The 24,893-nt window shown below is 67.8% G+C and carries 24 protein-coding genes and 1 pseudogene; 18 read left to right on the forward strand and 7 right to left on the reverse strand.

Going from position 1 to position 24,893, the window contains the following annotated elements; translation table 11 throughout:
- A partial coding sequence (locus E3T33_RS02110; protein WP_134574632.1) for an aldehyde dehydrogenase family protein occupies nt 1-244 on the forward strand: 244 nt, incomplete at its 5' end.
- A gap of 31 nt (nt 245-275) precedes the next feature.
- Here the strand turns inward: E3T33_RS02110 and E3T33_RS02115 are convergent.
- Nucleotides 276-965: a metalloregulator ArsR/SmtB family transcription factor gene (locus tag E3T33_RS02115; RefSeq protein ID WP_134574633.1), complete on the reverse strand. Its 690-nt coding sequence runs from the start codon at nt 963-965 to the stop codon at nt 276-278.
- A gap of 198 nt (nt 966-1,163) precedes the next feature.
- On the opposite strand from E3T33_RS02115, the gene E3T33_RS02120 reads away from it, so the two are divergent.
- Nucleotides 1,164-2,363 carry an MFS transporter gene (locus E3T33_RS02120; protein WP_134574645.1) on the forward strand — a complete coding sequence of 400 codons (1,200 nt, stop codon included), beginning with the start codon at nt 1,164-1,166 and terminating at the stop codon, nt 2,361-2,363.
- Between the two features lie 229 nt (nt 2,364-2,592).
- Here the strand turns inward: E3T33_RS02120 and E3T33_RS02125 are convergent, their stop codons facing one another.
- Both E3T33_RS02125 and E3T33_RS02130 read right to left on the reverse strand, forming a co-directional pair.
- Nucleotides 2,593-4,398 carry a DEAD/DEAH box helicase gene (locus E3T33_RS02125; protein ID WP_092325117.1) on the reverse strand — a complete coding sequence of 602 codons (1,806 nt, stop codon included), beginning with the start codon at nt 4,396-4,398 and terminating at the stop codon, nt 2,593-2,595.
- A gap of 57 nt (nt 4,399-4,455) precedes the next feature.
- Nucleotides 4,456-5,136, reverse strand: a complete 681-nt coding sequence (locus tag E3T33_RS02130; RefSeq protein WP_134574634.1) for a hypothetical protein — start codon at nt 5,134-5,136, stop codon at nt 4,456-4,458.
- 270 nt (nt 5,137-5,406) lie between these two features.
- Between E3T33_RS02130 and E3T33_RS02135 the strand changes: the two genes are divergently transcribed.
- From E3T33_RS02135 to E3T33_RS02145, 3 genes are all read left to right on the forward strand, one after another.
- Entirely contained in the window at nt 5,407-5,727 is a 321-nt protein-coding gene (locus E3T33_RS02135; RefSeq protein WP_134475799.1) for a hypothetical protein, read from the forward strand.
- 230 nt (nt 5,728-5,957) lie between these two features.
- Nucleotides 5,958-7,328 (forward strand): NAD-dependent succinate-semialdehyde dehydrogenase, encoded by a 1,371-nt coding sequence (locus tag E3T33_RS02140; RefSeq protein ID WP_134574635.1) that lies wholly within the window; start codon nt 5,958-5,960, stop codon nt 7,326-7,328.
- A gap of 64 nt (nt 7,329-7,392) precedes the next feature.
- Nucleotides 7,393-9,081 carry a long-chain-fatty-acid--CoA ligase gene (locus E3T33_RS02145; RefSeq protein WP_134574636.1) on the forward strand — a complete coding sequence of 563 codons (1,689 nt, stop codon included), beginning with the start codon at nt 7,393-7,395 and terminating at the stop codon, nt 9,079-9,081.
- A 42-nt stretch (nt 9,082-9,123) separates the two neighbouring features.
- Here the strand turns inward: E3T33_RS02145 and E3T33_RS02150 are convergent, their stop codons facing one another.
- Nucleotides 9,124-9,807, reverse strand: a complete 684-nt coding sequence (locus E3T33_RS02150; protein ID WP_198417124.1) for a TetR/AcrR family transcriptional regulator — start codon at nt 9,805-9,807, stop codon at nt 9,124-9,126.
- A 114-nt stretch (nt 9,808-9,921) separates the two neighbouring features.
- Between E3T33_RS02150 and E3T33_RS02155 the strand changes: the two genes are divergently transcribed.
- The 4 genes and pseudogenes from E3T33_RS02155 to E3T33_RS02170 all read left to right on the forward strand — a co-directional run bounded on the left by E3T33_RS02155 (nt 9,922) and on the right by E3T33_RS02170 (nt 13,967).
- Nucleotides 9,922-10,923, forward strand: a complete 1,002-nt coding sequence (locus tag E3T33_RS02155) for an oxidoreductase (RefSeq protein WP_241982793.1) — start codon at nt 9,922-9,924, stop codon at nt 10,921-10,923.
- Nucleotides 10,924-10,984: 61 nt separating this feature from the next.
- Nucleotides 10,985-11,968 carry an NAD(P)-dependent alcohol dehydrogenase gene (locus E3T33_RS02160; RefSeq protein WP_092325126.1) on the forward strand — a complete coding sequence of 328 codons (984 nt, stop codon included), beginning with the start codon at nt 10,985-10,987 and terminating at the stop codon, nt 11,966-11,968.
- Nucleotides 11,965-12,669, forward strand: a pseudogene (locus E3T33_RS02165) (ABC transporter ATP-binding protein). The gene E3T33_RS02160 and the pseudogene E3T33_RS02165 overlap by 4 nt, the downstream one beginning before the upstream one ends.
- Nucleotides 12,666-13,967, forward strand: coding sequence for an ABC transporter permease (locus E3T33_RS02170; RefSeq protein WP_134574637.1), 1,302 nt, complete (start codon nt 12,666-12,668; stop codon nt 13,965-13,967). Before E3T33_RS02165 ends, E3T33_RS02170 begins: the two are co-directional and overlap by 4 nt.
- Before the next feature lie 48 nt (nt 13,968-14,015).
- Here the strand turns inward: E3T33_RS02170 and E3T33_RS02175 are convergent, their stop codons facing one another.
- Nucleotides 14,016-14,426, reverse strand: coding sequence for a VOC family protein (locus E3T33_RS02175; protein ID WP_092325130.1), 411 nt, complete (start codon nt 14,424-14,426; stop codon nt 14,016-14,018).
- A 213-nt stretch (nt 14,427-14,639) separates the two neighbouring features.
- On the opposite strand from E3T33_RS02175, the gene E3T33_RS02180 reads away from it, so the two are divergent.
- From E3T33_RS02180 to E3T33_RS02210, 7 genes are all read left to right on the forward strand, one after another.
- Nucleotides 14,640-15,014, forward strand: a complete 375-nt coding sequence (locus E3T33_RS02180) for a cupin domain-containing protein (RefSeq protein WP_092325132.1) — start codon at nt 14,640-14,642, stop codon at nt 15,012-15,014.
- A gap of 72 nt (nt 15,015-15,086) precedes the next feature.
- Nucleotides 15,087-15,614, forward strand: coding sequence for a nitroreductase family deazaflavin-dependent oxidoreductase (locus E3T33_RS02185; protein ID WP_134574638.1), 528 nt, complete (start codon nt 15,087-15,089; stop codon nt 15,612-15,614).
- Between the two features lie 54 nt (nt 15,615-15,668).
- The gene (locus tag E3T33_RS02190) at nt 15,669-16,511 is read left to right on the forward strand and encodes an alpha/beta hydrolase (RefSeq protein WP_134574639.1); all 843 of its coding nucleotides are present in this window, start codon (nt 15,669-15,671) and stop codon (nt 16,509-16,511) included.
- A 115-nt stretch (nt 16,512-16,626) separates the two neighbouring features.
- Nucleotides 16,627-16,776, forward strand: coding sequence for a DUF1059 domain-containing protein (locus E3T33_RS02195; RefSeq protein WP_256332671.1), 150 nt, complete (start codon nt 16,627-16,629; stop codon nt 16,774-16,776).
- The gene (locus E3T33_RS02200) at nt 16,776-17,918 is read left to right on the forward strand and encodes an EAL domain-containing protein (protein ID WP_241982795.1); all 1,143 of its coding nucleotides are present in this window, start codon (nt 16,776-16,778) and stop codon (nt 17,916-17,918) included. Before E3T33_RS02195 ends, E3T33_RS02200 begins: the two co-directional genes overlap by 1 nt.
- Nucleotides 17,919-17,950: 32 nt before the next feature.
- Nucleotides 17,951-18,469 (forward strand): isoprenylcysteine carboxylmethyltransferase family protein, encoded by a 519-nt coding sequence (locus E3T33_RS02205; protein ID WP_134474208.1) that lies wholly within the window; start codon nt 17,951-17,953, stop codon nt 18,467-18,469.
- Nucleotides 18,466-18,819, forward strand: a complete 354-nt coding sequence (locus tag E3T33_RS02210) for an MmcQ/YjbR family DNA-binding protein (RefSeq protein ID WP_134574640.1) — start codon at nt 18,466-18,468, stop codon at nt 18,817-18,819. The genes E3T33_RS02205 and E3T33_RS02210 overlap by 4 nt, the downstream gene beginning before the upstream one ends.
- A gap of 81 nt (nt 18,820-18,900) precedes the next feature.
- Here E3T33_RS02210 and E3T33_RS02215 read toward each other — a convergent pair whose 3' ends face one another.
- Nucleotides 18,901-19,872, reverse strand: coding sequence for an aldo/keto reductase (locus E3T33_RS02215; protein ID WP_134574641.1), 972 nt, complete (start codon nt 19,870-19,872; stop codon nt 18,901-18,903).
- A gap of 123 nt (nt 19,873-19,995) precedes the next feature.
- Here E3T33_RS02215 and E3T33_RS02220 point away from each other — a divergent pair, with 123 nt between their 5' ends.
- Nucleotides 19,996-23,058: a glycoside hydrolase family 38 C-terminal domain-containing protein gene (locus E3T33_RS02220; RefSeq protein ID WP_241982796.1), complete on the forward strand. Its 3,063-nt coding sequence runs from the start codon at nt 19,996-19,998 to the stop codon at nt 23,056-23,058.
- 57 nt (nt 23,059-23,115) lie between these two features.
- On the opposite strand, the gene E3T33_RS02225 is transcribed toward E3T33_RS02220, so the two are convergent.
- Nucleotides 23,116-23,658: a histidine phosphatase family protein gene (locus tag E3T33_RS02225; protein ID WP_198417232.1), complete on the reverse strand. Its 543-nt coding sequence runs from the start codon at nt 23,656-23,658 to the stop codon at nt 23,116-23,118.
- Between the two features lie 258 nt (nt 23,659-23,916).
- On the opposite strand from E3T33_RS02225, the gene E3T33_RS15480 reads away from it, so the two are divergent.
- On the forward strand, nt 23,917-24,855 hold the full coding sequence (locus E3T33_RS15480) for a lytic transglycosylase domain-containing protein (RefSeq protein WP_241982797.1): 939 nt from the start codon (nt 23,917-23,919) through the stop codon (nt 24,853-24,855).
- The last annotated feature ends 38 nt before the right edge of the window (nt 24,856-24,893 follow it).

The following is a 24,893-nucleotide window of genomic DNA, read 5'->3' on the forward strand; positions in this document are numbered from 1 at the left end:
CGACGGCGGGGCGGCCCGCCGTTTCCAGAACGAGGTGCAGGCCGGGATGGTGGGCATCAACGTGCCGATCCCGGTGCCGGTGGCGTACCACTCCTTCGGCGGCTGGAAGAACTCGCTCTTCGGTGACGCGAAGGCCTATGGCCCTGCCGGGGTCGCTTTTTACACCCGGGAGAAGGCCGTGACCAGCCGCTGGCTCGACCCGAGCCACGGCGGCATCAACCTGGGCTTCCCCCAGAACGACTAGCCGACCGCGGCAGGAGTCCGGCAGGCAGGAGTCACGCAGCGTCGGAGGACACCGGCAGGTTGGCCAGGCGCCATTCCAGCATGCCCTCGTGCAAGCGCGCTGCGGGGCGGCCGTCCTGGCGCAGCAGGGTGACTGCCTCGTAGGCGAGCACGCAGTACGCGCCGCGGCAGTAGGCGACGATGTCGCGGCCCAGCGGCAACTCGCCGAGTCTGGCACTGAGTTCCTCAAGCGGAATGGAGAGGGCGCCGGGGATGTGTGCGGCCCGGAATTCCTGCCGCGGTCTGACGTCCAGCACGGTGACCGTCCCCGCCTGTGCGCGGGCGAGGAGGTCCTCACGCGTGATCTCCTGGGGCGCGTCGCCGTCGCCCGCGTCGAATTCGCCCTGCCCGAGGTACGCGATGCGCTTCTGCTCCACCTCGGCAAGGTGGTTCCGGGCGACGGTGCGCATCAGGCTGTACAGCCTGGCGACATCGTCTCCGGCAAGTTGGTAGTGAATCCGGGTGCCCTCCCGGCGGGTGGACACCACGCCGGCTTGCTTGAGGGCCTGCAGGTGGGCGGATGCCGTGCTCAGCCCCAGGCCGGCCGCCGTCGCCAGCGACTCCACGGTGCGTTCGCCCTGGGCGAGAAGGTCGATCAGCTCCAGGCGCTTCCCGCTGCCCAGCGCCTTGCCGACACGGGCAAACTGCTCGAACAGCGCCGACTTCTTCTCCCGATCGCCCATGTGTGTTCCTCCCGGTTCCCTTCATACTAGTATCTACTAGTAATCCATGGTTTTATGGAATATTGAGTGTTCCCGCCGAATAGCGGGGTCGTGCGACCTGAGGAGTGCGTGCACCATGGCAACGCTGCGTCTTGTCCCCACCATCGCCAGGAGGGCCGCGTGATCAAGCTGGGTCTACGGCAGAACTTCGCCCAGTTCATGCTGCTCGTCGCCGTCAATGCGCTGGTCGGCGGTACCCTCGGCCAGGAGCGCACTGTGCTGCCGCTGCTGGCAGACGAGGTCTTCCACCTCGACCGGTACACGGGCGCGCTGACCTACATCCTGGCCTTCGGCCTGGCCAAGGCCGGCACTAACTACTTCGCCGGCACCCTCTCCGACCGCTACGGCCGAAAGCCCGTGCTGATCGCCGGCTGGCTGATCGCCATTCCTGTGCCGCTGATTCTGATCCTCGGCCCGACCTGGGGCTGGATAGTCGCGGCCAACGTGATCCTCGGCATCAGCCAGGGACTGACCTGGTCGACGACCGTGATGATGAAAATGGACCTCGTCGGCCCGAAGCAGCGCGGCCTGGCCATGGGCTTCAACGAGGCGGCCGGCTACCTCGGTGTCGCGGCCACGGCCCTGGCCACCGGATACATCGCCGCGGAGTACGGGCTGCGCCCCGGCCCGTTCCTGCTCGGGGCCGCCTTCATCGCCCTGGGCCTCGGGCTCTCCGTGCTCTTCGTGCGCGAAACGCACCACCACGCGAAGACCGAGGCGGCCAACCACGTGTCCGTGCACGCCCACGCCGGCTCCCTCAGCGACCGGCAGGTCTTCACCCTCACGAGCTTCCGGGACCGCTCCCTATCGTCGATCAGCCAGGCCGGGATGGTCAACAACCTCAACGACGGCCTGGCCTGGGGGCTCTTCCCCATCCTGTTCGCCTCAGCCGGGCTCAGCATCGAGCGCATCGGCATCCTGGCCGCCGTCTACCCGGCGGTCTGGGGAGCCGGACAGCTGATCACCGGAGGCCTCTCCGACCGGATCGGCCGCAAGTGGTTGATCGTCGGCGGAATGATCGTGCAGGCGGTCGCCCTGGGCATGGTCGCCGTCGGGGACAGTTTCGGGATCTGGCTGGCAGCCGCCGTGCTGCTCGGGGCGGGCACCGCCATGGTCTACCCGACGCTTCTCGCCGCGATCGGCGACGTCGCCCACCCCGAATGGCGGGCCCGCTCGGTGGGCGCCTACCGCCTGTGGCGTGACGGCGGCTTCGCGGTCGGGGCGCTGCTGTCCGGACTGATCGCGGACGCCTTCGGCATTCCGGCCGCTGTCGCCGTGGTCGCGGCCCTGACCGCGGCATCCGGACTCGTCGTGGCCGTGCGGATGCGGGGCAACGACCACATTCGCGCTCGCGTCTGAACCGCCGGGTGGGCGCTCAACCGGCCTCGACGCCCTGGAGAGGGGGATCAGGATCTTCCCGCTCTCGGTCTCGGTCATCCTGTTCTGCATCGTCGGAACCCGGCGTCGCGGTCATGGTCGCCGCGGCGGATTGTGCGCTGGTCAGATCGTGCTCGAGGCCGTCACCAATAACTAAAAGAAATCGCTCCTGAGACTGCTCAGGAGCGATTTCTTGCTGTGCCGGTGAAACCTAGTCGCGGTAGGACTTCCGGTCCGGCCGGTCGCCGCGGTCGTCGCGGCGGGGTGCACCGCCGCGGTCGGGACGGATCTCGATGAGCTTGCCACTGATGCGGGTGTTTTCCAGCTTGCTCAGAACATCGCCGCGGAGGTCAGCGGGGAGTTCCACGATCGAGTACTCCGGGTTGATCTGGATGTGGCCGAAGTCTTCCCGACTCAGTCCGCCTTCGTTGGCGATCGCGCCGACAATCTGCCGGGGCTCCACCTTGTGCCGCTTACCGACCTCGATCCGGTACGACGCCATCGGCTTGCCGGTCGAACGAACCGGACGCTCACTCCGCAGGACGCGGTCTCCGCGGTCGTCACGGCCACCTCTGTCGCCGCGCTCCGGACGCTCGGCGCGATCCGGGCGGTCACCGCGGTCGCGGTCGACTCGCTCGTGACGCTGCGCTCGGGCGTCCTCGGGGGAGAGCAGCAGCGGCGTCTCGCCCTGCGCGACAACCGCGAGGGCGGCGGCAACATCGGCCTCGGGCACGTCGTGGTGCTCGACGTAGTGCCCGATGATGTCGCGGAACGTCGCGATCCGATCGGCCTGGCTGAGGGCCTCGGTGATCGCATCGTCGAAGCGGGCCAGTCGGGTGACGTTCACATCTTCGAAGCTCGGCAGCTGCATCTGCGTCAGCGGCTGGCGGGTCGCCCGCTCGATGGCGTTGAGCAGGTGGCGCTCGCGCGGCGTGACGAAGCTGATCGCGGCGCCGCTGCGGCCCGCCCGGCCGGTGCGGCCGATGCGGTGCACGTAGGACTCGGTGTCGATGGGGATGTCGTAGTTGACGACGTGGCTGATCCGCTCGACGTCGAGGCCGCGGGCCGCGACATCCGTGGCGACCAGAATGTCGAGCTTGCCCGACTTGAGCTGGTTGACGGTGCGCTCACGCTGCACCTGGGGCACGTCGCCGTTGATCGCCATCGCCGAGTAGCCGCGCGCGCGCAGCTTCTCGGCGAGCGTCTCCGTCTCGTTCTTGGTGCGGGTGAACACGATCATGCCCTCGAAGTTCTCCACCTCGAGGATGCGGGTGAGAGCGTCGACCTTCTGCGGGTAGGACACCATCAGGTAGCGCTGGGTCGTGTTCACGGAGGTCGTGGTCTTGTTTTTGACCGTGATCTCTTCGGGGTCGTTCAGGTACTGCTTCGAGATCCGTCGGATCTGCGCGGGCATGGTGGCCGAGAACAGCGCGACCTGCTTGTCTTCCGGAGTGTCCTTGAGGATGGTCTCGACGTCCTCGGCGAAGCCCATCTTGAGCATCTCGTCGGCCTCGTCGAGCACCAGGTACTTGAGCTGCGAGAGGTCGAGGGTGCCCTTTTCGAGGTGGTCCATGATGCGGCCGGGCGTGCCGACGACGATGTGGACACCACGGCGCAGGGCGGAGAGCTGCGTGCCGTAACCCTGGCCGCCGTAGACGGGCAGCACGTGCACGCCGCGCATGTGCGCCGCGTACTTCTCGAATGCCTCACAGACCTGCAGGGCGAGCTCACGGGTGGGCGCGAGGACCAGCGCCTGGGGGCTCTTCTGCGACACGTCGAGGCGCGACAGGATCGGCAACGCGAAAGCGGCCGTCTTTCCCGTGCCGGTCTGGGCGAGGCCGACCACGTCGCGGCCGGAGAGGAGAGGAGGAATCGTTGCGGCCTGGATGGCCGACGGGGTCTCGTAGCCGACGTCCTTGAGCGCCTTGAGCATCGCATCACTGAGCCCGAGGTCGGAGAAGGTTATCGTTTCGCGGGCAGTGTTTGCCTCGGGCGCGGTTGGGTCAGGAGACGTCATACTCTAACGGTACTCGTTAGAAGTGTGCGAACGGTGCGTGGGGCCGGATGCTCCCGCTCAACCGTGCTGTGTTCCGACGAAATAGGCGGTGACAACTCCGCGGGTGCGGAGCGGCCCGGCGCCCGATATCGGTGCGACCTCGACGGTCCACCGCGGTGAGGATCGATCGACGCCGTCGGCGCTCTCGGCCCAGATTGCCTCGCCTCCCTCGCACGAGTACGTCCCGTACCAGCCGGTGTGCCGGGCCAGGTCGTTCCAGACGCCTCCGCTGCGGATTCGGCAGCGATCGCCATCGCTCAGGAGCAGGCCCAGCGCTTGCGCCTGCGGCGGCGCGGATACCGCGGTAACGCTGCCGACGGTCGGCATCCGGACGAGGCTCTTCTCCCACGGGTCGCCGTAACAGACAACGGACGACGGGGACGGATCCGGCCAGCAGGCGACGGCGTAGGCGCTCGACGGTAAGCAGGCCAGGATGTCGTCGTCGACGGCGACCGGGGACGGCCGCGGGTTCAACGAGGTGGCGCCGCAGTCGACGGTGACGGACGTGTCCTCGGTGACGCTGAAGCCCGGGGCCGGCAGGCCGGCCGGGGTCACGGGCCGAATCACCACGCGCTCGGTTGCGGCCGGGGGCTCCGCCGACCTGAACGTGGTCGACGGCTGCGTGGCGCATCCGGCCAGGAACAGGAGCGGAAGGGCCAGGGTGGTGGGGAGCAGGGTGGTCAGGAGCAGTGAGCGCATCAGCCCTCCGTCTCGTGACGAACGCATCCATATCCCGCGGCCTCGGGCGCGGCCACACCGACGATCAACTCGCCCGCGCCAGCGGCCGAGGCGAGCCGCGCTACGCGATTGGCCATACACCGGATTTTACGCCGGACCGGTCCGCGTGGTCAGTGGGAGGGGAACCCGATTGGGCCCCCCAAAAAAGCCTCTGGGGGTATGGCACAAACTGCGGATAGGCATACCATCGGCACAAACCAGGTGCCGGCATCCGGGCCAAGGGAGGTCAGAATGGCTCTCAAGCGAATCAACGCCTACTTCACGGGCGTCACCGAAACGGACGACGGGGACTTCCTCACCTGGGACAGCGTCGCCGTGATCAGCACGATCGACGAGCAGGACCAGTACACGGAGGTCGCGCGGCTGTCGGCCAGCGACGTCATTCGCGCGGAGGAGTTCACCTTCGACTCGGACGAATACGACATCCTGTTCGATCGCATCGTGGACGAGTTGGACAGCACCGTCGAGGAGTACGCCCAGGACAACGGCCTGACCATCACCGGCCGGGACAGCGACGACCAGTTCTTCTGGGACGTCGCACCAGCAGCCTGAGCGAAGCGGTGCGCGGCCCGCCTCGACCTCTCCTGCGCTGACCCTTTCGCCCCTGAAAGATGGCTGCAACTGACGATTTCATCCCCCGGGCGGCTTAATCGGAACGGAAAACATCCGCCGGATATCGAGTCGAGCAGCATCGATCCGCCGATACTGCGGCAGACTGTAACCACGCGAGAGTGGTTGTCCGCTCTCGGTTGGCGTTAACGAAGACACCTACAGGAGCGATCATGAGCAAATATGTCGTCACGAACCCCGCAACCGGCGTCAAGGGATCGAGCTTTCCCCTGACAACAGATGATGAGGTGACCGACGCCATTGGGGCTGCGGATCGTGCTCACAGTGAGCTCCGCGGCACGTCGGTTGCCGAACGGGCAGCCCTCATGCAGCGAGTCGCCGACCTGCACACCGAGCGGCGCGAGCACCTGGCCGAACTCATCGTGCGCGAGATGGGCAAGCCGCTCGAGCAGGCCTTCGGCGAGGTCGACTTCGCGGCGGACATCTACTCGTACTACGCCACCCACGGCGAGGCCTTCCTCGCCGATGAACCGATCGAGCTGCTCGGCGGCGAGGGCTCGGCCTTCATCCGCAACGCATCGCTGGGTGTGCTCCTCGGAATCATGCCGTGGAACTTCCCGTACTACCAGGTCGCCCGTTTCGCCGGCCCGAACCTGGTTCTCGGCAACACGATCCTGCTCAAGCACGCCTCGCAGTGCCCCGAATCCGCCGCCGCCATCGAGCAGATCTTCACGGATGCCGGTTTCCCCGCCGGCGCGTACCGCAACCTCTACGCGTCCAACGCCCAGATCGCCGACATCATCATCCCGGACCCCCGGGTCTGCGGTGTTTCGCTGACCGGTTCTGAGGGGGCTGGGGCCGCCGTCGCGGAGGTCGCCGGCCGCAACCTCAAGAAGGTCGTGCTCGAACTGGGCGGATCCGACCCGTTCATTCTGCTCAGCACGGACAACCTCGAGGAAGCCGTCGACGCGGCCGTTGACGCTCGCCTGGACAACTCCGGCCAGTCCTGCAACGCCGCCAAGCGCTTCATCGTGATCGACGGCCTGTACGACGCCTTCCTGGAACTCTTCACGGCGAAGATCACCGGCAACGTCCCCGCCGACCCCACGTCGCCGGACACCACGCTGGGGCCGCTCTCCTCCGTCGGCGCCGCCGAGAACCTCGAGGAGCAGCTCCAGCGCGCGGAGGCCCAGGGCGCGACCGTTGCCGCGCGGGGGAGCCGTAAGGGCGCCTTCTTCTCGCCGACGGTCCTCACCGGCGTCTCCCCGCACAGTGACGCCTACCGGGAGGAGTTCTTCGGCCCGGTCGCCGCGATCTACCGCGTGCAGAACGAGGCCGAGGCGGTGCAGGTGGCCAACGACATCCCGTACGGGCTGGGTTCCTACCTCTTCACCACCGACCCGGAGCAGGCCCTGCGCGTCGCCGACCAGATCGAGGCGGGGATGGTCTTCATCAACGGCTCGCTGCTCGACGGCGCGGAGCTCCCCTTCGGTGGAGTGAAGCGGTCCGGGTTCGGCCGCGAGCTGGGGCGCTTCGGCATCGCGGAGTTCGCCAACAAGAAGCTCATTCGCATTCTCAAGTAGCAGGATGCCGCGCCGCCCGGCCACGCGGGCGACGCGGCGGGGGCGTTCGCGGGATGATGGGACTATGCCGAACACCGACCAGCAGCCCTGGCTGAAGAACTACCAGCCGGGAGTCCCGGCCGAGATCGACCTGCCCACGGAGTCGCTCGTTGCGATGCTCGAGCGCTCCGTGGCCGAGGCCGGTGACCACCCGGCCCTGGAGTTCTTCGGGCGGCGCACGACGTACACGCAGCTCGGCGACCAGATCGACCGGGCGGCCGAGGGCCTGCGCCACCTCGGGGTGCGGGCGGGCGACCGGGTCGCGATCATCCTGCCGAACTGTCCCCAGCACGTCGTCGCCTTCTACGCGGTGCTGCGCCTGGGCGCCGTGGTGGTGGAGCACAATCCGCTCTACACCTCGCGGGAGCTGCGCCACCAGTTCGAAGACCACCAGGCCCGCGTCGTGATCGCCTGGGACAAATCCGCGGCGCAGGTCAAATCGTTCCCGGCCGACATCGAGATCGACCACGTCGTCTCGGTCAACCTCCTCGAGGCGTTCCCCACGGTCAAGCGCCTCGCGCTGCACCTGCCGGTGAAGAGCCTGCGCGAGTCGCGGGAGGCCCTGACCGGCCCCGCGCCGGGAACCATCCCCTGGAAGCAGCTGCTCGGCCACGGTCGAATCGACCCCGAGCATCCCCGCCCGTCGGTGGGCGACCTGGCGGCCATCCAGTACACCTCCGGCACCACGGGCAACCCCAAGGGCGCCATGCTCACCCACTTCAACCTCTACTCCAACGCACTGCAGGGCGAGGCGTGGATGCAGGGGGCCGAGTACCGCAAGGAGGTGTTCTACGCGATCCTGCCGATGTTCCACGCCTTCGGTATGACGCTCTACCTCACCTACGGCATCCGCAAGCAGGCCCTGCTCGTGCTCTTCCCCAAGTTCGACCCGGACCTGGTGCTCGACGCCATGAAGAAGTCGCCGGCGACCGTCTATTGCGCCGTCCCGCCGATCTACGAGCGCACCGCGATCGCCGCGAAGGAGAAGGGGATCTCGCTGCGGTCGTGCCGGTTCTGCATCTCGGGCGCGATGAACCTGCCCGACCACGTCGTGGAGCTGTGGGAGTCGGTGTCCGGCGGACTACTGGTGGAGGGCTACGGGATGACCGAGTCTTCCCCGGTGGCCCTGGGCAACCCGTTCCACCCGACCAGGCGCACCGGCACGATCGGCGTGCCGTTCCCGTCGACCCGGATGAAGGTCGTCGACCTGGACGACCCCACCATCGAGGTGCCGCAGGGCCAGCCGGGGGAGTTGCTGCTGAAGGGCCCGCAGGTCTTCCAGGGTTACTGGAACAACCCCGAAGAAACCGCGAAGGCCCTCCTGCTGGATGGCTGGCTGCGAACCGGGGACATCGTGACCGTGGACGAGGACGGGTTCACGACGATCGTGGACCGAGCCAAGGAGCTCGTCATCACGGGCGGATTCAACGTCTCGCCATCCGAAGTCGAGGCCGTCCTGCGGCTGCACCCGTCGGTGGCCGATGCCGCCGTTTTCGGTAAGGCGCTCGAGCGGGGCGGGGAGCTGGTCGTCGCCGCGGTCGAACTCCGGCCGGGATCGGAGCTCGACGAGGAAGGCCTGCGGGCGCACTGCCGCGACCACCTCGCGGCCTACAAGATTCCGCGACGGATCGTGCGGGTGCAGGAGATGCCGCGCTCGATGCTCGGCAAGATCCTGCGCAAGAAGGTGCGCGAGCAGGTTCTGCCGGGACTCTGAAGCCGCTGTCCGACCCTCAAGTCCGGCCCTCAGTCTCGACCCTCAAGCCCGGCCGGCGTCCTCCGCTGATCGAGCGGCCTCCAGGCCGTCGAGGATGACGCGGAGCCCGAACGTGAACTCGTTGCCGTAGGCGTAGCCCGGCTGCAGGATGAGGGTGACCCCCATCTCGGCGAGATGAGGGAACGCTGCCATCATGCCCTGCCGGGCGAGGATGTCCTCGGTGGTCGCGCCGATGTCACCGGACTCGTCCATCGGCAGGGACGCCTCCTGAAGCGCGAACCCGTGCACGTAGCTGTCGATGAGGGACATCGCGTGGGCGGCCATTGCCATGGAGAAACCGGCGTGACGGAGGCATCCGATGACGGCGTCGAGGTGCAGCATCGTGGTCTGCGTGGTTCGGGAGTCGACCATGCTGATGGCCCACGGGTGCCGTCCGAGAACGCTCCGCACGGATTCCGCGCGTTCGCGCATCGCCGCCTTCCACTCCGCGTCGGCGGCGGGCAGCGTCATTTCGCTGAGGACGTTCTCGATCATTCCGTCGAGGATGTCGTCCTTGCTCTTCACGTGGTAGTAGAGCGACATCGCCTCGACCCCGAGCTCTCGGGCCAGCTTGCGCATGCTGAGCGACTCGATCCCGTCCGCGTCCGCGAGCGCCACGGCCACCTGCACCGCGCGGTCCCTGGTCACGGGTTCCCGGGATGTCGTATTGGACGTTGCTGCAGCCACCGTGCCTCCGATTTTCGTGCCATTTCTTCTGGGCCTAGACGCCCCTTACATCGTATGGTACGTTCTCATCAACAGCCTTACACTGTATGGTACTGATCCTGGAAAGGACAAATCGTGCACACTCCGCTCACCGCCGACTGGGACGCGTCACAGATGCCCGACCTGGCCGGCAAGACCATCATCGTCACCGGCGCCAACAGCGGTATTGGCCTCGAAGCCGCACGCGCCTTCGCCGCCCATGGCGCCCACGTGGTCCTGGCCGTTCGCGACCAGGCGAGGGGAGACGCCGCAGCTGCCACGATCGCCGGGTCCGGGATCGCCGGGTCAACGGAGGTGCGCCGACTCGAGCTGGCCGACCTCGCGTCGGTGCGGGCGTTCGCGGCCGGCTGGATCGGCGACATCCACATTCTCGTCAACAACGCCGGCATCCTGGTGCCGCCGTTCGGGCACACCGCCGACGGCTTTGAACTGCAGTTCGGCACCAACCACCTCGGGCACTTCGCCCTGACGAACCTGCTCCTGCCGCACATCACCGGTCGCGTTGTGACGGTCGCGAGCAGCGTCCACCGCTCGGGCCGGATCGACTTCGACGACCTCAACTGGAGCGCCCGCCGTTATGGCGGCGGGGCGGCCGCCTACGGGCAGTCGAAGCTCGCGAACCTGCTCTTCACCCTGGAGTTGCAGCGGCGCCTGGCGGCGTCCGGGTCGGGCGTCATCGCGACTGCGGCTCACCCCGGCATGGCGGCGACGAACCTGGGGTCGAGCTCCCAGAACCCGGTGCTCAACGTCGTGGCGCGGCTCGCGGTTCGCCTGTTCGCCCAGGACGCCGTGAGCGGGGCCGCCCCGACCCTGTTCGCCGCGACCGAGCCGATCCCCGGCGGAAGCTACGCCGGGCCGGGCGGGCGGCGCGAAATGGTGGGACCACCCCGGCTCGTCGGCCGTTCGAGCGCGGCCTCCGACCGTGTCGCCGCAGCCCGGCTGTGGGCGGCATCCGAAGAACTGACCGATGTCCGATACCCGCTTCAGCAGTCGCAGATGAACATTCCCAGCACATCCAGCACATCCAGCACATCCAGCACATCCAGCACATCCAGCACATCCAACGGAAAGGCATAAGGCAATGACTGAGACAACGAACCCCACACTCGTCCGCACTGAACGAGCACAGGCGACAACGATGAAGGCAATCGTTCAGCACGCCTACGGCTCGGCCGATGTTCTGCGGCTCGAGGACGTCGACAGGCCGGCAATCAAGGACGATGAGGTGCTCATTCGCGTCCGCGCCGCCGCCGTCAACCACGCCGACTGGGTCATGACCACGGGCCTGCCCCTCGTCGGCCGACTGACATTTGGCGTCCGCAAACCGAAAGTGATTGTTCGAGGCGCGGATGTCTCGGGGCACGTCGAGGCGGTCGGCAAGAGCGTGACGGATTTTCAACCGGGCGACGAGGTGTACGCCCAGGTCGAGACCGGAAGCTTTGCCGAATACGCCCGCGTCCCGGCGCACCTGTTGTCGCGTAAGCCGGCAAACCTCTCGTTCGAGCAGGCCGCCGCGGTGCCCCTGTCGGCGAACACCGCCCTCCAGGGCCTCCGCGACGCCGGAAAGCTGAAGCCGGGGCAGAAGGTACTGATCACCGGCGCCTCGGGCGGCGTCGGCACCTTCGCGATCCAGATCGCGAAGGCGCTCGGCGCAGAGGTGACCGGCGTGTGCAGCGCACGCAACGCAGAACTGGTGCGGTCGCTCGGCGCGGATCACGTGGTCGACTACACGCGGGAGGACTTCACACAGAGCGGGCAGCGCTACGACCTCATATTCGACTTGATCGGGAATCACTCGCTGGGTGGATGCCGGCGCGCACTGACGGACACCGGCACTCTCGTACTGTCCAGCGGCACCGGCGGGCGGGTCTTCGGCCCCATGGGCCGCATCATCAGGGCGCTGCTCCTCTCGCCATTGGTGGGTCAGACGATGCGTCCGTTTGTGGGAACTCCAAACAAGGAGAATCTCGAACTGCTCCGGGGCCTCATCGAAGCCGGCGCCGTCACGCCCGCCATCGACAGGACTTATCCGCTCAGCGAAACGGCCGAAGCCATCCGCTACTTCGCCGAGGAACACGCGCACGGCAAGGTCGTCATCTCCGTCAAGGAGCAGGGCAAATGACCGGTCCTGTGCTCGCCGCCCGAGGCATCCGCAAGTCCTATGGGCGCGGCGCCTCGCGTTTCGACGCGCTCGACGGGGTCTCGGTGGAAATCACGGCGGGGGAGTCACTCGCCATCGTGGGGAAGAGCGGTTCGGGCAAGTCGACGCTGATGCATCTCCTGGCACTGCTCGACCGGCCCGACGAAGGCGCGCTGATGGTCGGGGGAACGGATGCCACGAAGTTGAACGTCAGGTAGGTGAACCGGCTGCGCAATGAGGATTTCGGCTTCGTGTTCCAGCAGTTCTTCCTCAACCCGAACGCGTCGGTGCTCGAGAACGTCGTGCTGCCGCTGAAGATCGCCGGAGTCGGCGCCCGGGAACGCAAGGCCCGCGGCATTGCGGTCCTTGCGCAGCTGGAACTCGACGACAAGGCCAGGAACAAGGCGATCGACCTCTCCGGCGGGCCGAAGCAGCGCGTGGTCATCGCCCGCGCGCTGGTCAACAACCCGAAGGTGATCTTCGCCGACGAGCCAACCGGCAACCTCGACTCGGCGACCGGTCGCCTCGTCGAAGACATGCTCTTCACCCTCAACAAGGAGCACGGCATCACCCTCGTGATCGTGACCCACGACACAGAACTCGCCGCGCGATGCGACCGGCAGATGTTCATCCGCGACGGGCGCGAAGTTCGCTCCCTCGACAATCAGGGAGCTGCAGCGTGAACATCATCGACATCATCGGAACCGCGATCGGCAACAGCCTGCGCAGCAAACTCCGGATGACCCTCACCGTGGTCGCGATCTTCATCGGAGCCTTCACCCTCACCATCACGAGTGCCATTGGAACGGGCATCTCCGGATACATCGACAGCCAGGTCGCCGCGGTGGGCGCGAAGGACGTGCTCTCGATCACGAAGGCAGCCGACGACGCGACACCCACGGATGCGGGGCCGGCGGCCTACGATCCCGACCAGGCCCTGGCCGGCGCCGGATTCGAGGGTGACGGGTCGGAGTTCACCAACCGCGTTCTCAGCGCCGACGACCTCGCGACCATCGAGCGCGCGGACGGGATCCTCGACGTCAGCGCGGTGCTCCAGGTGACACCGCAGTACGTCGAGTACGCCGACAACGGCAAGTTCGAACTTGCCGTCAACGCGAACGCGTTCCTGACCACCCCCGACCTGGCCGCCGGTTCCCAGCTTCAGCGCGATGGTGGCGACGGCGAAATCCTCCTCGTCACCTCGTACCTCGACACCCTCGGCTTCGCGGACGCGGAAGCCGCCGTCGGTCAGACCGTCACCATCGGCATCGCCGACTACCTCGGCGAGATGCATGAGGTGAGTGCCACCGTGGCGGGCGTTCAGAACGAGTCGCTCCTTGCGGCCGGGGCCGGCCTCAACCTGGCCCTCACGGATGAACTCTACGAGGCGCAGAACATCGGCAAGCCGACCAACGCCGGCGTGGGCTCGTTGCTCGCGACCGCGCATTTCGATCCCGCCGCCAGCGGAGAGCAGATCGACGCGATCAAGGCCGAGCTCGCGGACCAGGGCTACGCGGCCCTGACCGTGGCCGACCAGATCGGGCTGATCCAGACCGTGATCAGCGGGATCATCGGCGTGCTCAACGCCTTCGCCATCATCGCGCTGATCGCCGCCGGGTTCGGGATCATCAACACGCTGCTGATGAGCGTGCAGGAGCGAACCCGCGAGATCGGCCTGATGAAGGCCATGGGCATGAATGGCGGGCGCATCTACGCCCTGTTCAGCACCGAAGCGGTCTTCATCGGGTTCCTCGGCAGCGTCATCGGGGCGGTCGCCGCAATCGGTGTCGGTGCCCTCGCCAACGGCATCCTCGCCGGCACCGTGCTGGCCGACCTCGAGGGGCTCGTGGTGCTCCAGTTCGCGCCGGGACCGGTCGGAGTGATCATCCTCCTGGTGATGTTGATCGCCTTCCTCGCCGGAACCATCCCGGCACGGCGGGCAGCCCGCCAGAACCCGATCGACGCGCTGAGGTACGAGTAACTCAGTCGCTCTGAGTCGCTGTGCAGGTCGGTCCGGGGCTCACAGGGACTACTCCTCGGGCACCGTGGCCGCGACCACGGCGAGCACGTTGGCGGCGGGATCCCTGAACCAGGCGATTGCGGCGCCGTCGTCCTCGTCGCGCATGATGCCCTTCGCGTCGTTGGGCGGCATGTCGGGGAGCTCGTCGTCGCCGTAGATCTTCGTCGTGACGCCTCGTGCGTTGAGCTCGTCGACGGTCTTCTCGACGTCGTCGGTCACGAAGTTCAGCACGGTGAAGCTCGCCGGCACGTGGTCGGGTTTCGCGTAGATGAACACCCGGCCGCCGATTCCGAGTCGAACGTCGAGGTTGCCCATCATCCCGTCCCGCACCTCGAGGCCGAGGGTGTCGCCGTAGAAACGCCTCGCCTCATCGATGTTGTCCACCGAGAACGAGCTGAAGGCCTCGGATGTGGTGAACATAGCTGTGTCCTTCCAGAGGGTGTATCGATAGGGGAACGTTGTCGAGACTTGCACCCTCGGCCGGAGCCGTCTAGGGTGCGCTCCCGACGGCGCCTGGCCCTACCGCGCCCTCTTTGGGAGGATTATTCTGAAGATTTCAGGCCGTCCACGCCCGGTGGGCCGCGTGCCCGGAGCTCCTGCCAATCGGCCCTTCCAGAGTCAAAAGAGGAAGTCATGTCAGACACGATGTCCGCGTTGCAGGTCAAGTCCTTCGATGCTCCCGACGAGCGTCGCGCGCCGGAGAAGACCAACCTGGACCTCAACCATCTCGGTGAGTACACGATCGGCCGGATGACGATGGAGCCCGGGTGGGCCTGGTCGGAGTGCATCAAGCCGGTCGTGCACACCGATTCCTGCCGGCTCCTGCATATCGGCTACTGCGTCGCGGGAACCCTTGAAACGGTGCTGGATGACGGCACCCGAGCCACCATCAAGGCCGGTGACTCTTACTTGATCCCGCCGGGCCATGACGCCCATGTCGTGGGCGATGAGGCGTTCGTCGGGATCGAGTTCGCCAGCGCCGCGCAGTACGGAGTCCCGGCCCGGTAGCCGGGACCGCTCGCCCGGATGCCGCGGCCGCGGCATCCGGGCGCTTTGTACGGGCGGGGTCAGAATGGGCGCATGCCCTTCGTACTCCACGTCGTCCGGTCGGCCATTGCGCCGCTCACCCACACGCGGCTTTTCCGCCTGGTGGCGCCGCGAGCGATGCCCCCGATCGAACGGCTGCTGAAGCGCCTGAGCCGGGGCCGGGTGCAACTCAGCGGAATGCTCGTGCCGTCGCTGGTACTCCACTCGACCGGCGCGAAGACCGGTCTCGCGCGCGACACGGTGCTCATGTACACCCCCGACGGGCACGGGCGCGCGATCGTGGCGGGGACGAGCTTTGCCAGGGGGCGACATCCGGCGTGGACCTACAATCTGCTGGCGCACCCGGATGCGGCCATCAGCGTGCGCGGCCGGCTCCTGCCAGTGCGGGCCACGCTGATCGACGACGCCGATCGGGACGAGACGTGGCGCCGGATCGAGCGGCAGTGGCCGGGCTACCGAGACTACGAGCGGGAGTCGGGTCGGGTCGTGCGCCTGTTCCTGCTGCGGCCGGTGCGGGAGCGCGCCCCGACGCGGAAACGACATGGTCGTGGCAGTGTTTGAGCGGTACGACTTCATGACCTCCGCATGACCCACGAGAAGAGAAGGAAGCTCCAGATGGCATTCATCACCGTTGGGCAGGAAAACAGCACCGAGATCGAGCTCTACTACGAGGACCACGGCACCGGCCAGGCGGTCGTGCTCATCCACGGCTACCCGCTGGACGGCCATTCCTGGGAGAGGCAGTCGAGGGCGCTCCTCGAGGCGGGGTACCGGGTGATCACCTACGATCGGCGTGGATTCGGCGCGTCCAGCCAGCCCACCGTCGGCTATGACTACGACACCTTCGCGGCCGACCTGAACGCCCTGTTGACCACCCTCGAGCTCCGTGACGTCGTGCTCGTTGGGTTCTCGATGGGCACGGGGGAGCTGGCTCGCTATGTGGGAACCTACGGCGCGGAACGCGTCTCGAAGCTTGCCTTCCTCGCCTCGCTGGAGCCGTTCCTGCTCCTCACCGATGACAACCCGTCCGGTGTGGCGAAAGAGGTCTTCGACGGCATCGCCGACGCGGCGCGGGGCGATCGCTACGCCTGGTTCACGGACTTCTTCCAGAACTTCTACAACCTCGACGAGAACCTCGGCAGCAGGATCAGCGAGGAAGCCGTCCGCGGCAGCTGGAGCGTTGCTGCGACAAGTGCGGCCATCGCCGCCTACGCCGTTGTGCCCACCTGGTACGAGGACTTCCGTCCCGACCTCGCGAAGATCCGCGAAGTGACCCTGCCCACCCTCATCGCGCACGGCGACAGCGACCGAATCCTGCCCATCGACTCCACGGGGCGCCCGTTCCACGCGGCCCTCCCGGACGCCGAGTACGCGGAGATCGCCGGAGCCCCGCACGGGATGCTGTGGACCCACGCGGACGAGGTAAACAGCCTGCTGCTGGCCTTCCTGGCCCGGTAGCCGCCGGCCAGTCCTCGCGACCAACGCGGCACTTTGGGGCCGCGGAATGACACGGCCGGGAGGCGGTGCTCGGCTAGTGCCGGGAGCTATGAAGTCATTTGCGTGCTGAGATGTCGTGCCCGGTTGTGAAGCTCGCTGGGTGTGCACCACCGAGGACGAGATCATGTTCCAGGTCGCAGCGCATGCTGCCTCGACTCACGGCCTGGTCGAGGTGTCATCGACGATGGCCCAGGCCGTGCGGGCGGCAATCGCACCGGTCGTCTAGTGTCGGCGGGACATCCGGACGCCGGCGTGGGATCCGCCCGGCCCGACTGGGCCGAGATGCTGGCTGCTGCCTGCCGCGGTGAGGGCATCTCGACGCTCTACCAGCCGATCGTCGACACGGCTCGGGGCTCGGTCGTCGGCTACGAGGCCCTGACCCGGTTCTCCGGCTACTCCGAGCGCAACCCCGAGACCTGGTTCCGGGCGGCTCGGACGCACGGTATGGCCGAAGACCTGGAAGTCATGGCCCTGCGCACCGCGTTGCGGGCGCGCCCGACGATGCCGACGAACTGCTTCCTCACGGTCAACGTGTCGCCGGATCTGCTGCCCCGTGAGAGTGTGCGCAGCGTCTGGCGCGACGAGGGTGACCTCGGCGGACTCATCGTCGAGCTGACCGAGCAGGCGCCGATCGAGTCGTACCTGGCCCTCGAACCCGACCTCGACCTCCTGCGCTCAGCCGGCGCCCTGATCGCTGTCGACGACGCCGGCGCCGGATACGCCGGGCTGCGACACCTGCTCTCCCTCCGGCCCTCGCTGATCAAGCTGGACCGCGCGATCGTGCAGGACGTCGACCGGGACGAGGCCAAACGCGCCCTCGTCGAGATGCTGGGAACGTTCGCCGGCCGCGTCGATGCGTGGCTGCTGGCCGAAGGAGTCGAGCGGCTCGAGGAACTCGACACGCTGGTCGCGCTCGGCATTCCCCTTGTGCAGGGATACTGCCCACCCAGGCCGGCCCCGGCCTGGGTGGGGATCGACGAGGATGTGGCGATTCGCCTGGCGACGCGAGTAGTGCCGGGCAAGACCCGCGTCATCCGCGACTTCCTCGAGATCGTGCCCACGGCCACGAGCGTGTCCGATGCGTCGGCTGCCTTCGTGTCCGACGCCAAACTCCGCGCCGTCGTGTTGCTCGACGAGCACAGCCGCCCCCTTGCCGTGCTCGAGGCCGACGCGTCGCATCTCGGGGTGGTCAGCCCCGGCCTGCGGGTCAACCTCGAGACCCCGGTGACGGATGCCCTCGGCCGGGCTATGACGCGCGATCCGAGTGTCCGCTTCGAGCCGCTCCTCGCCACCGACAACGCCGGCCGTTTCACCGGCATCGTGCGCCTGGAACGCTTGATCACGGCCCTCGCAGCAGAGGGCCACTGACGGGCGGATCTCCCGGGACATACACTCGAGCCATGAAACGTGCCCTCGCGATCGGCCTGGTGTCGGTGCAGCTCCTGCTGCTCGCGGCGCTCATCTTCCTGCCCCACGGGTCGCTGTGGAGCGTCAACGCCGGCGTCCTCGCCGCCGCGATCGTGCTCGGCCTGGCCGGTGCGATCCTCGCCGTCCTGGGGCTGAGGGGCCTGGGGCCGGCGTTGACGGCCAGTCCGATCCCCAGGGAGCACGCCCTGCTGGTCACCAGCGGTGTGTACGGCCGCATCCGGAATCCGATCTACACGGGGCTGATGACCGGCGGGCTCGGCCTCGCGCTGTTCGGCGCGTCGGTGTGGCACATCCTGGCCTGGCTTGCCCTCGTGCTGCTGCTGGCGGCCAAGACGCGGTGGGAGGAGCGGATGCTCGTGGCCGAGCATCCGGACTATCGTGACTACGGGGCTCGCGTCGGCCGCTTCGTGCCCGGCGCCGGCCGGCTGCGCCCGCCCTCTCGACCTGACCCGCGCGACAGCCGGCGCGACCAGCCAGGCTCGACTCCATGACCCCGGATGCCCTCGTCGAGTTCTGCCTGAGCCTGCCGCAGGCGATCGAAACGTTCCCGTTCGGCGAGGAAACGAGCGTGTTCAAGACGAGCGGTAACGGCAAGATCTTCGCCCTCACCGCCCTGGCCGCGGAGCCGCGCACCGTCTCGCTGAAATGCGACCCGGAGGACAGCCGTGCGCTCCGGGAGGAGTTCCCCGGGCAGATCACGCCCGGCTACCACCTCAACAAGAAGCACTGGATCACGATCGTGCTGGGCGGCGAGGGCGAGGGCGCGCCCCCGGACGAGCTGGTCGAGCAACTACTGCGCGAGAGCCACGCACTCGTGCGGCCGAAGCCACCTCGGGGCTGAGTCGCCTCGGGCACTGAGTCGCGGACAAAGTACCTTCGTTTCGGAATTGAGGGTACTTTCTCCGCAACTCACCGTGAACGGCTACCAGGCGTAGTGCTCGGGCGCGGTCTTTCGGCCGGGGAAGATCTCGTCGAGGCGGCCGAGGGCATCCGCGTCGAGGGTGACGTCCAGCGATCGCACGGCAGCGGCCAGCTGATCGGTCGTGCGTGGCCCCACGATCGGTGCGGTGACGGCCGGCTGGTGGAGCAGCCAGGCCAGTGCGACGTCGCCGGGCGGGTGGCCGAGTTCCTCGGCGAAGCTCTCGTACGTCTCGATCGCGTCGCGGTGGGTCGCGAGAGCCTCTTCCACCTTGCCTTCCAGGCGGCGCTTGCCCTCGCCTTCCTTGCGGAGCACACCGCCGAGCAGTCCGCCGTTCAACGGCGACCAGGGGATGATGCCGAGCCCGTTGCTCACCGCGGCGGGGATGACCTCCAGCTCGATGTCGCGGGTCAGCAGGTTGTAGATCGACTGCTCACTGACCAGCCCGGTGAAGTTGCGACGCCGGGCCTCCTCCTGGGCGGTGGCAATGTGCCAGCCGGCGAAGTTACTGCTTCCGGCGTAGAGGATCTTGCCCTGCGCGACGGCCGTTTCCATGGCCTGCCAGATCTCATCCCACGGCGTCTCCCGGTCGATGTGGTGGAACTGGTAGACGTCGATGTAGTCGGTCTGGAGCCTGGTCAGGCTGGCGTCGAGGGCCCGGCGGATGTTGAGCGCGGACAGCCTGCCGTCGTTGGGCCAGTCGGTCATCGTTCCGTACAGCTTGGTCGCGAGCACCGTGCGTTCGCGGCGCTGACCACCCTGGGCGAACCAATTGCCGATGATGGTCTCCGTGCCGCCCTTGCCGGCGCTGTCGCCGTAGACGTTGGCCGTGTCGAAGTAGTTGATGCCGTAACCGTGGGCGGCGTCCATGATGGCGTGCGCGTCGGGTTCCGGGGCCCAGCCACCGAAGTTCATGGTGCCGAGGCACAGTCGGGAGACGTTCAGGCCGGAGCGGCCGAGGGATGTGTATTGCATGCTCCCAGCATGCGCTGCGAGGCCGCCCCGTGTCGAATGGGCAGGGTCTTGCGGTCGGGTTCATCTTCGTGTTCATTGGGGCCTGACACCCGCCACACGGAGTCCCACAGCAAGGAGCCCGCCGTGCACGACAACTCGACCCTCATCCGGGCCCGCATCCGTCGCTGTGTCAGTGAGCGGGTGGCTCCCGCCGTCTACCGCGCGTCCGCACCCCTCGTGGTGTCGGCCTGGGAAGTGCCGGATGAGCCGGTGCCCTTCGCGGAGGCCCGGCGCCAGGCGTTCACGCCGTTCGCGGTGGGGCGAAGGTGGGGGAAGCCGTGGGGCACGACCTGGTTCCACGTCACCGGCACGGTTCCCGAGGAATGGTCCCGATGGGGCGGCCTCGACACCCGCACGGAGCTGCTCGTCGACCTCGGGTTCCTCTCCGGCCAGCCCGGGTTCCAGGCCGGGCTGGTCTTCGACCCGGCGGGGAACATCCTGAAGGCGATCGAGCCCTGCAACAGCTACGTACCGCTGCCGCTCGGCCCGGGCGGTGTCGTGGACGTGTATGTGGAAGCCGCTTCCAACCCGGATGTCGGCAGCAACTGGAAGTTCCGGCCCACTCCCGTTGGCGACAAGGCCACGGCGGGGACAGCGCCGATCTACCGGCTGCGCCGCATGGATGCTGCCCTGCTCGACACCCGGGTCTGGCAACTCCAACAGGACATCTGGACGTTGTTCGGCCTGATGGAGGAACTCGGCGCCGACCTTCCCCGCACCGCGGACATCCTCCGGGCGCTCGAGACGGTGACCGACCGGATGGACCCGGACGACGTGAGCGGTACGGCAGGCCTCGGCCGCGCCATCCTGGCCCCGGTGCTCGCCCAGCCCGCCTACGCGAGCGCCCATCGGATCGTCGCCGTCGGGCACGCTCACATCGACTCGGCCTGGCTCTGGCCGGTGCGGGAGACCATTCGCAAGTGCGCCCGCACCTTCTCGAACGTGCTTGCGCTCATGGACGAGAACCCGGAATTCATTTTCGCGTGTTCCTCCGCGCAGCAGTACGCCTGGATGAAGGAGCACTACCCCCAGCTATTCGAGCGCATCCGCGAGCGGGTGATCGAGGGCCGATTCGTGCCGGTCGGCGGCATGTGGGTGGAATCGGACACGAACATGCCCGGCGGCGAGGCGCTCGCCCGCCAGCTGATCGCCGGCAAGGCGTTCTTCCTGCGCGAGTTCGGCATCGAACCGCTGGAGGTGTGGCTGCCGGACTCGTTCGGGTACACGGCAGCATTCCCTCAGATCGTTGCCGCCGCCGGGTCGAAGTACTTCCTGACGCAGAAGATCAGCTGGAACGAAACCAACACGATGCCCCACCACACGTTCTACTGGGAAGGCATCGACGGCACCCGCGTCTTCACCCACTTCCCGCCGGTCGACACGTACAACTCGGTGCTCTCCGGTCAGGACCTTGCCCGGGCGCAACGCCAGTACGCCGAGAAGGGCGCCTCGAACCTGTCTCTGGTGCCGTTCGGCTATGGCGACGGCGGGGGAGGACCGACACGCGAGATGCTCGCGGCCGCCGAGCGAACGAAGTCACTGGAGGGTTCGCCCACCGTGCGGATGGCCACGCCGCGGGCGTTCTTCGAAGAGGCGCAAGCGAGCTACCAGGCCCCGCCGGTGTGGTCCGGCGAGCTCTACCTCGAATTCCACCGCGGCACGTACACCTCGCAGGCCAACACGAAGGCCGGCAACCGGCGGAGCGAGCACCTGCTGCGGGAGGCCGAGCTGTGGGCGACGACGGCGACCCTGCGCACGGGGGCTGTCTACCCCTACGATCGGCTCGAGGCTGCCTGGCGCACCGTGCTGGTGAACCAGTTCCACGACATCCTCCCCGGCAGTTCCATCGCCTGGGTGCACCAGGAGGCCGAGGCCGCGTACGCCGGCGTGCGGGTGGAGCTGGAAGACCTGATTTCCCGGGCGCTCGCCGCATTGAACCGCCAGAATGCCGCGGGCCCGGATGCGCCGGGGTCCATCGGCGCCATGCCGGTCAGCTTCAACGCGTCGCCGTTCCCGGTGTGCGGGGTGGCCGCCCTGTCGGCCGGCCCGCGCGGGACATCCGGGGGAGTTCGCGTCGACGCCCGGGACGGCAGGTTCGTGCTCGAGAACGACGCGATCCGGGTGGCGATCGACGCCCGCGGACTGCTCGTGTCCCTCGTGGACCTCGGGACCGGGAGGGAGGCTGTGCCGGAGGGAAAGCCCGGCAACGTTCTCCAGCTCTTCCGGGACACGCCGACGCAGTGGGACGCGTGGGACATCGACGATCACTACCAGCGCAACGGCGTCGATCTGCTGGAGGCCGACTCGGTGGAGCTGGTGTCGCGGCACGCTGGACACGCGACCGTGCGCGTCAGTCGCCGCTTCGGGTCCTCGACCGTGTCCCAGGAACTGACCCTGGCCGGAGACCAGACCGCGCTCGAGATCGTCACCACGGTGGACTGGCACGAACGGCAGAAGTTCCTGAAGCTGGCCTTTCCGCTGGATGTGCACGCCGACCGGGCAGCCTCCGAAATCCAGTTCGGCCACATTTACCGGCCGACCCATGAGAACACGTCGTGGGATGCGGCCCGCTTCGAGACCTGCGCCCACCGGTGGGTGTTCGTGGGGGAGCCCGGCTTCGGAGTGGCCGTCGCCAACGACTCCACGTACGGCCACGACATCAGCCGGAGCAGCACCGGCGGCGGCACCACGACGACGGTGCGCGAGTCCCTGCTGCGCGCGCCGACGTTCCCCGACCCCGGCGCAGACCAGGGGGTGCACGTGCTGCGCACGTCGATCAGCATGACGCCCGACGTGCTCGGCGCGGCCGAGCAGGGCTACCGCATCAACCTTCCGCTCCGCGACGTGAGCGGAACGTCCGTGACACCCGTCGTGGTGAGCGATTGCGCCTCGATTGTGGTCGAGGCGGTCAAACTGGCGGAGGACAGGTCCGGCGACGTCATCGTGCGACTGTACGAAGCGCGCGGAGCCCGGGCCGAGGGCAGCGTCAGCCTCGGTTTCCCGGCGACGCGGATCGTCGAGACCGACCTGCTGGAGCGGACGGTCGCGCCGGTTGCGGTGAGGGCGGCAGCGGGCGCCGACGTGCGACTCGTGCTCCGCGCCTTCCAGATCGTCACCCTGCGGGTTTCCCGGCTCACCGAAGAATAGGATCCACCTGGCATCCGGCCCAGGCGACGAGCGTCCAGCCTGCCTGCGGCGAGCCGGTCAGCTCCACCACTCCCGTGATGACGAGGTCGTTCGTTCCGGCGAACATCGGCGGCATGTTCTGGGCGCGGGCCGCCGTCCAGACGCGGATCGCCTCCCGTGGCTGAAGACGGCCGCGGTCCGGGCGTCGGATGCCGCGCCGGCGATGTCGGCGTCGAACCGAGCGAAGAAAGCGTGCCCGTCCAGGGCGCCGGGCATCCTGGCGTCGAGATTGCCGGCGCCCCACTCGAAGACCGTTTCCATGTAGGTGCGAACGGATGCCCGGTCGCTGAGGCCCTCGAGGGCACCGGCTTCGATCTCGTGCAGTCCGTCGGCCACCTGAACCCCGAGGCGCCGGTCGGTCGCCAGCGGCTTCGCGGTGAGCTGCATGCGCTGGAGCGTCGACGCGAAGATGGCGTCGATCGGTTCCTCGCGAAGGACATCCGGAATCACGGCCGCCTGGCGCGCCCCAAGCTCGGTCAGGCCGGGGCCCGGGTGCGCCGTGTCCAGCTGGCCGAGAACGTTGGCTGGAGTCTGGCCGCGGCGGATCAGGAAGAGCCTCATATCCCTTCCAGCATAGGCATCGCCGCGCCGTGCGCTCCCGCAGACCGGCCGGGTGCAGCGGGTTCGCGCGACCGACGTCGAACGTGACCGTTGCCCGCGATGCCCGCGTTTTGGGAGGACATTCACAGAAAAACAGGGGGACACGTGCAGAAACGCTTTGCATAATTGGAACTTCGCCCGCGCGGAGCCCCGCCCGTGGATCGTCTAACAAGAACCGCCTGGCCACCCGAGCACGAGCCGGTTCGCTCTGTGAAAGTCATGCAAAACTCATTTCCTTGGTCTGCCCGAAAGTCCGCCAGCGTCACCGAAACCCGCAAAACCCGCAAAAATCGCAGGAGCACCCGCCTCCGCCGCACCCGCCGCGGCACCGTGCTGGCCGGCGCCATCATCGCCGTCGGAGCACTCGTCGGAAACGGCCTCGTGCTGCAGCCCGCGCTTGCGGCGCAAAGCGAGAGCATCGCCGCCACGGCGGCCCTCGCGGCAAGCACCGGCTCCCACGCCGAGCAGCTGGATTCCTATGACGGCGTGCTGCGTGCCCACGCCGAGAAGAGCGCCACCGCCACGCTGACCATTGCCAAGAGCGCGATGACCGCGGCGAAGGGCAAGTCGGATGCCACGGCGCTGACCGCGTCCGTCGCCTCGCTCGCCTACTTCCCGAAGCTCTACCCGGAGCAGATCTTCGAGCTCGTCGACAACACCAAAGCCGAAACCGCGACGCTGACGGCCGCGACAGCCGTGGTCGACCGCACGGCCGCGCAGAAATCCGCTGCCGAAGCGGCCGCGAAAGCCGCCGCAGAAGCGGCCGCAGCACAGGCGGCCGCGGCGAAAGCGGCCGAAGCCGTTCCCGCAGCACCGGCTGCCTCCACGTCTCGCCCGTCCGCTCCGACCAATCCCAGCGGCGCGCAGGCCATCGCCCGAGACCTGATGGCCTCCAAATATGGCTGGGGTGCCGACCAGTTCGGCTGCCTCGTGCCTCTCTGGGACAGGGAGTCCGGCTGGGATGTGAATGCCTATAACTCCTCGAGCGGAGCCACGGGTATCCCGCAGGCGCTGCCGGGCAGCAAGATGGCCACCGCCGGCTCCGACTGGCAGACCAGCGCCGCCACGCAGATCACCTGGGGCCTGGGATACATCGCGGACCGCTACGGCACACCCTGTGCCGCCTGGGACCACTCCGAATCGGTGGGCTGGTACTAACCGGACTGCCCGGCCCGCTCAGTAGCGGGTCGGGTGTT

The sequence above is a fragment of the Cryobacterium sp. TMT1-2-1 genome (assembly GCF_004403955.1).
In the GTDB taxonomy this organism is placed as follows: domain Bacteria; phylum Actinomycetota; class Actinomycetes; order Actinomycetales; family Microbacteriaceae; genus Cryobacterium; species Cryobacterium psychrotolerans.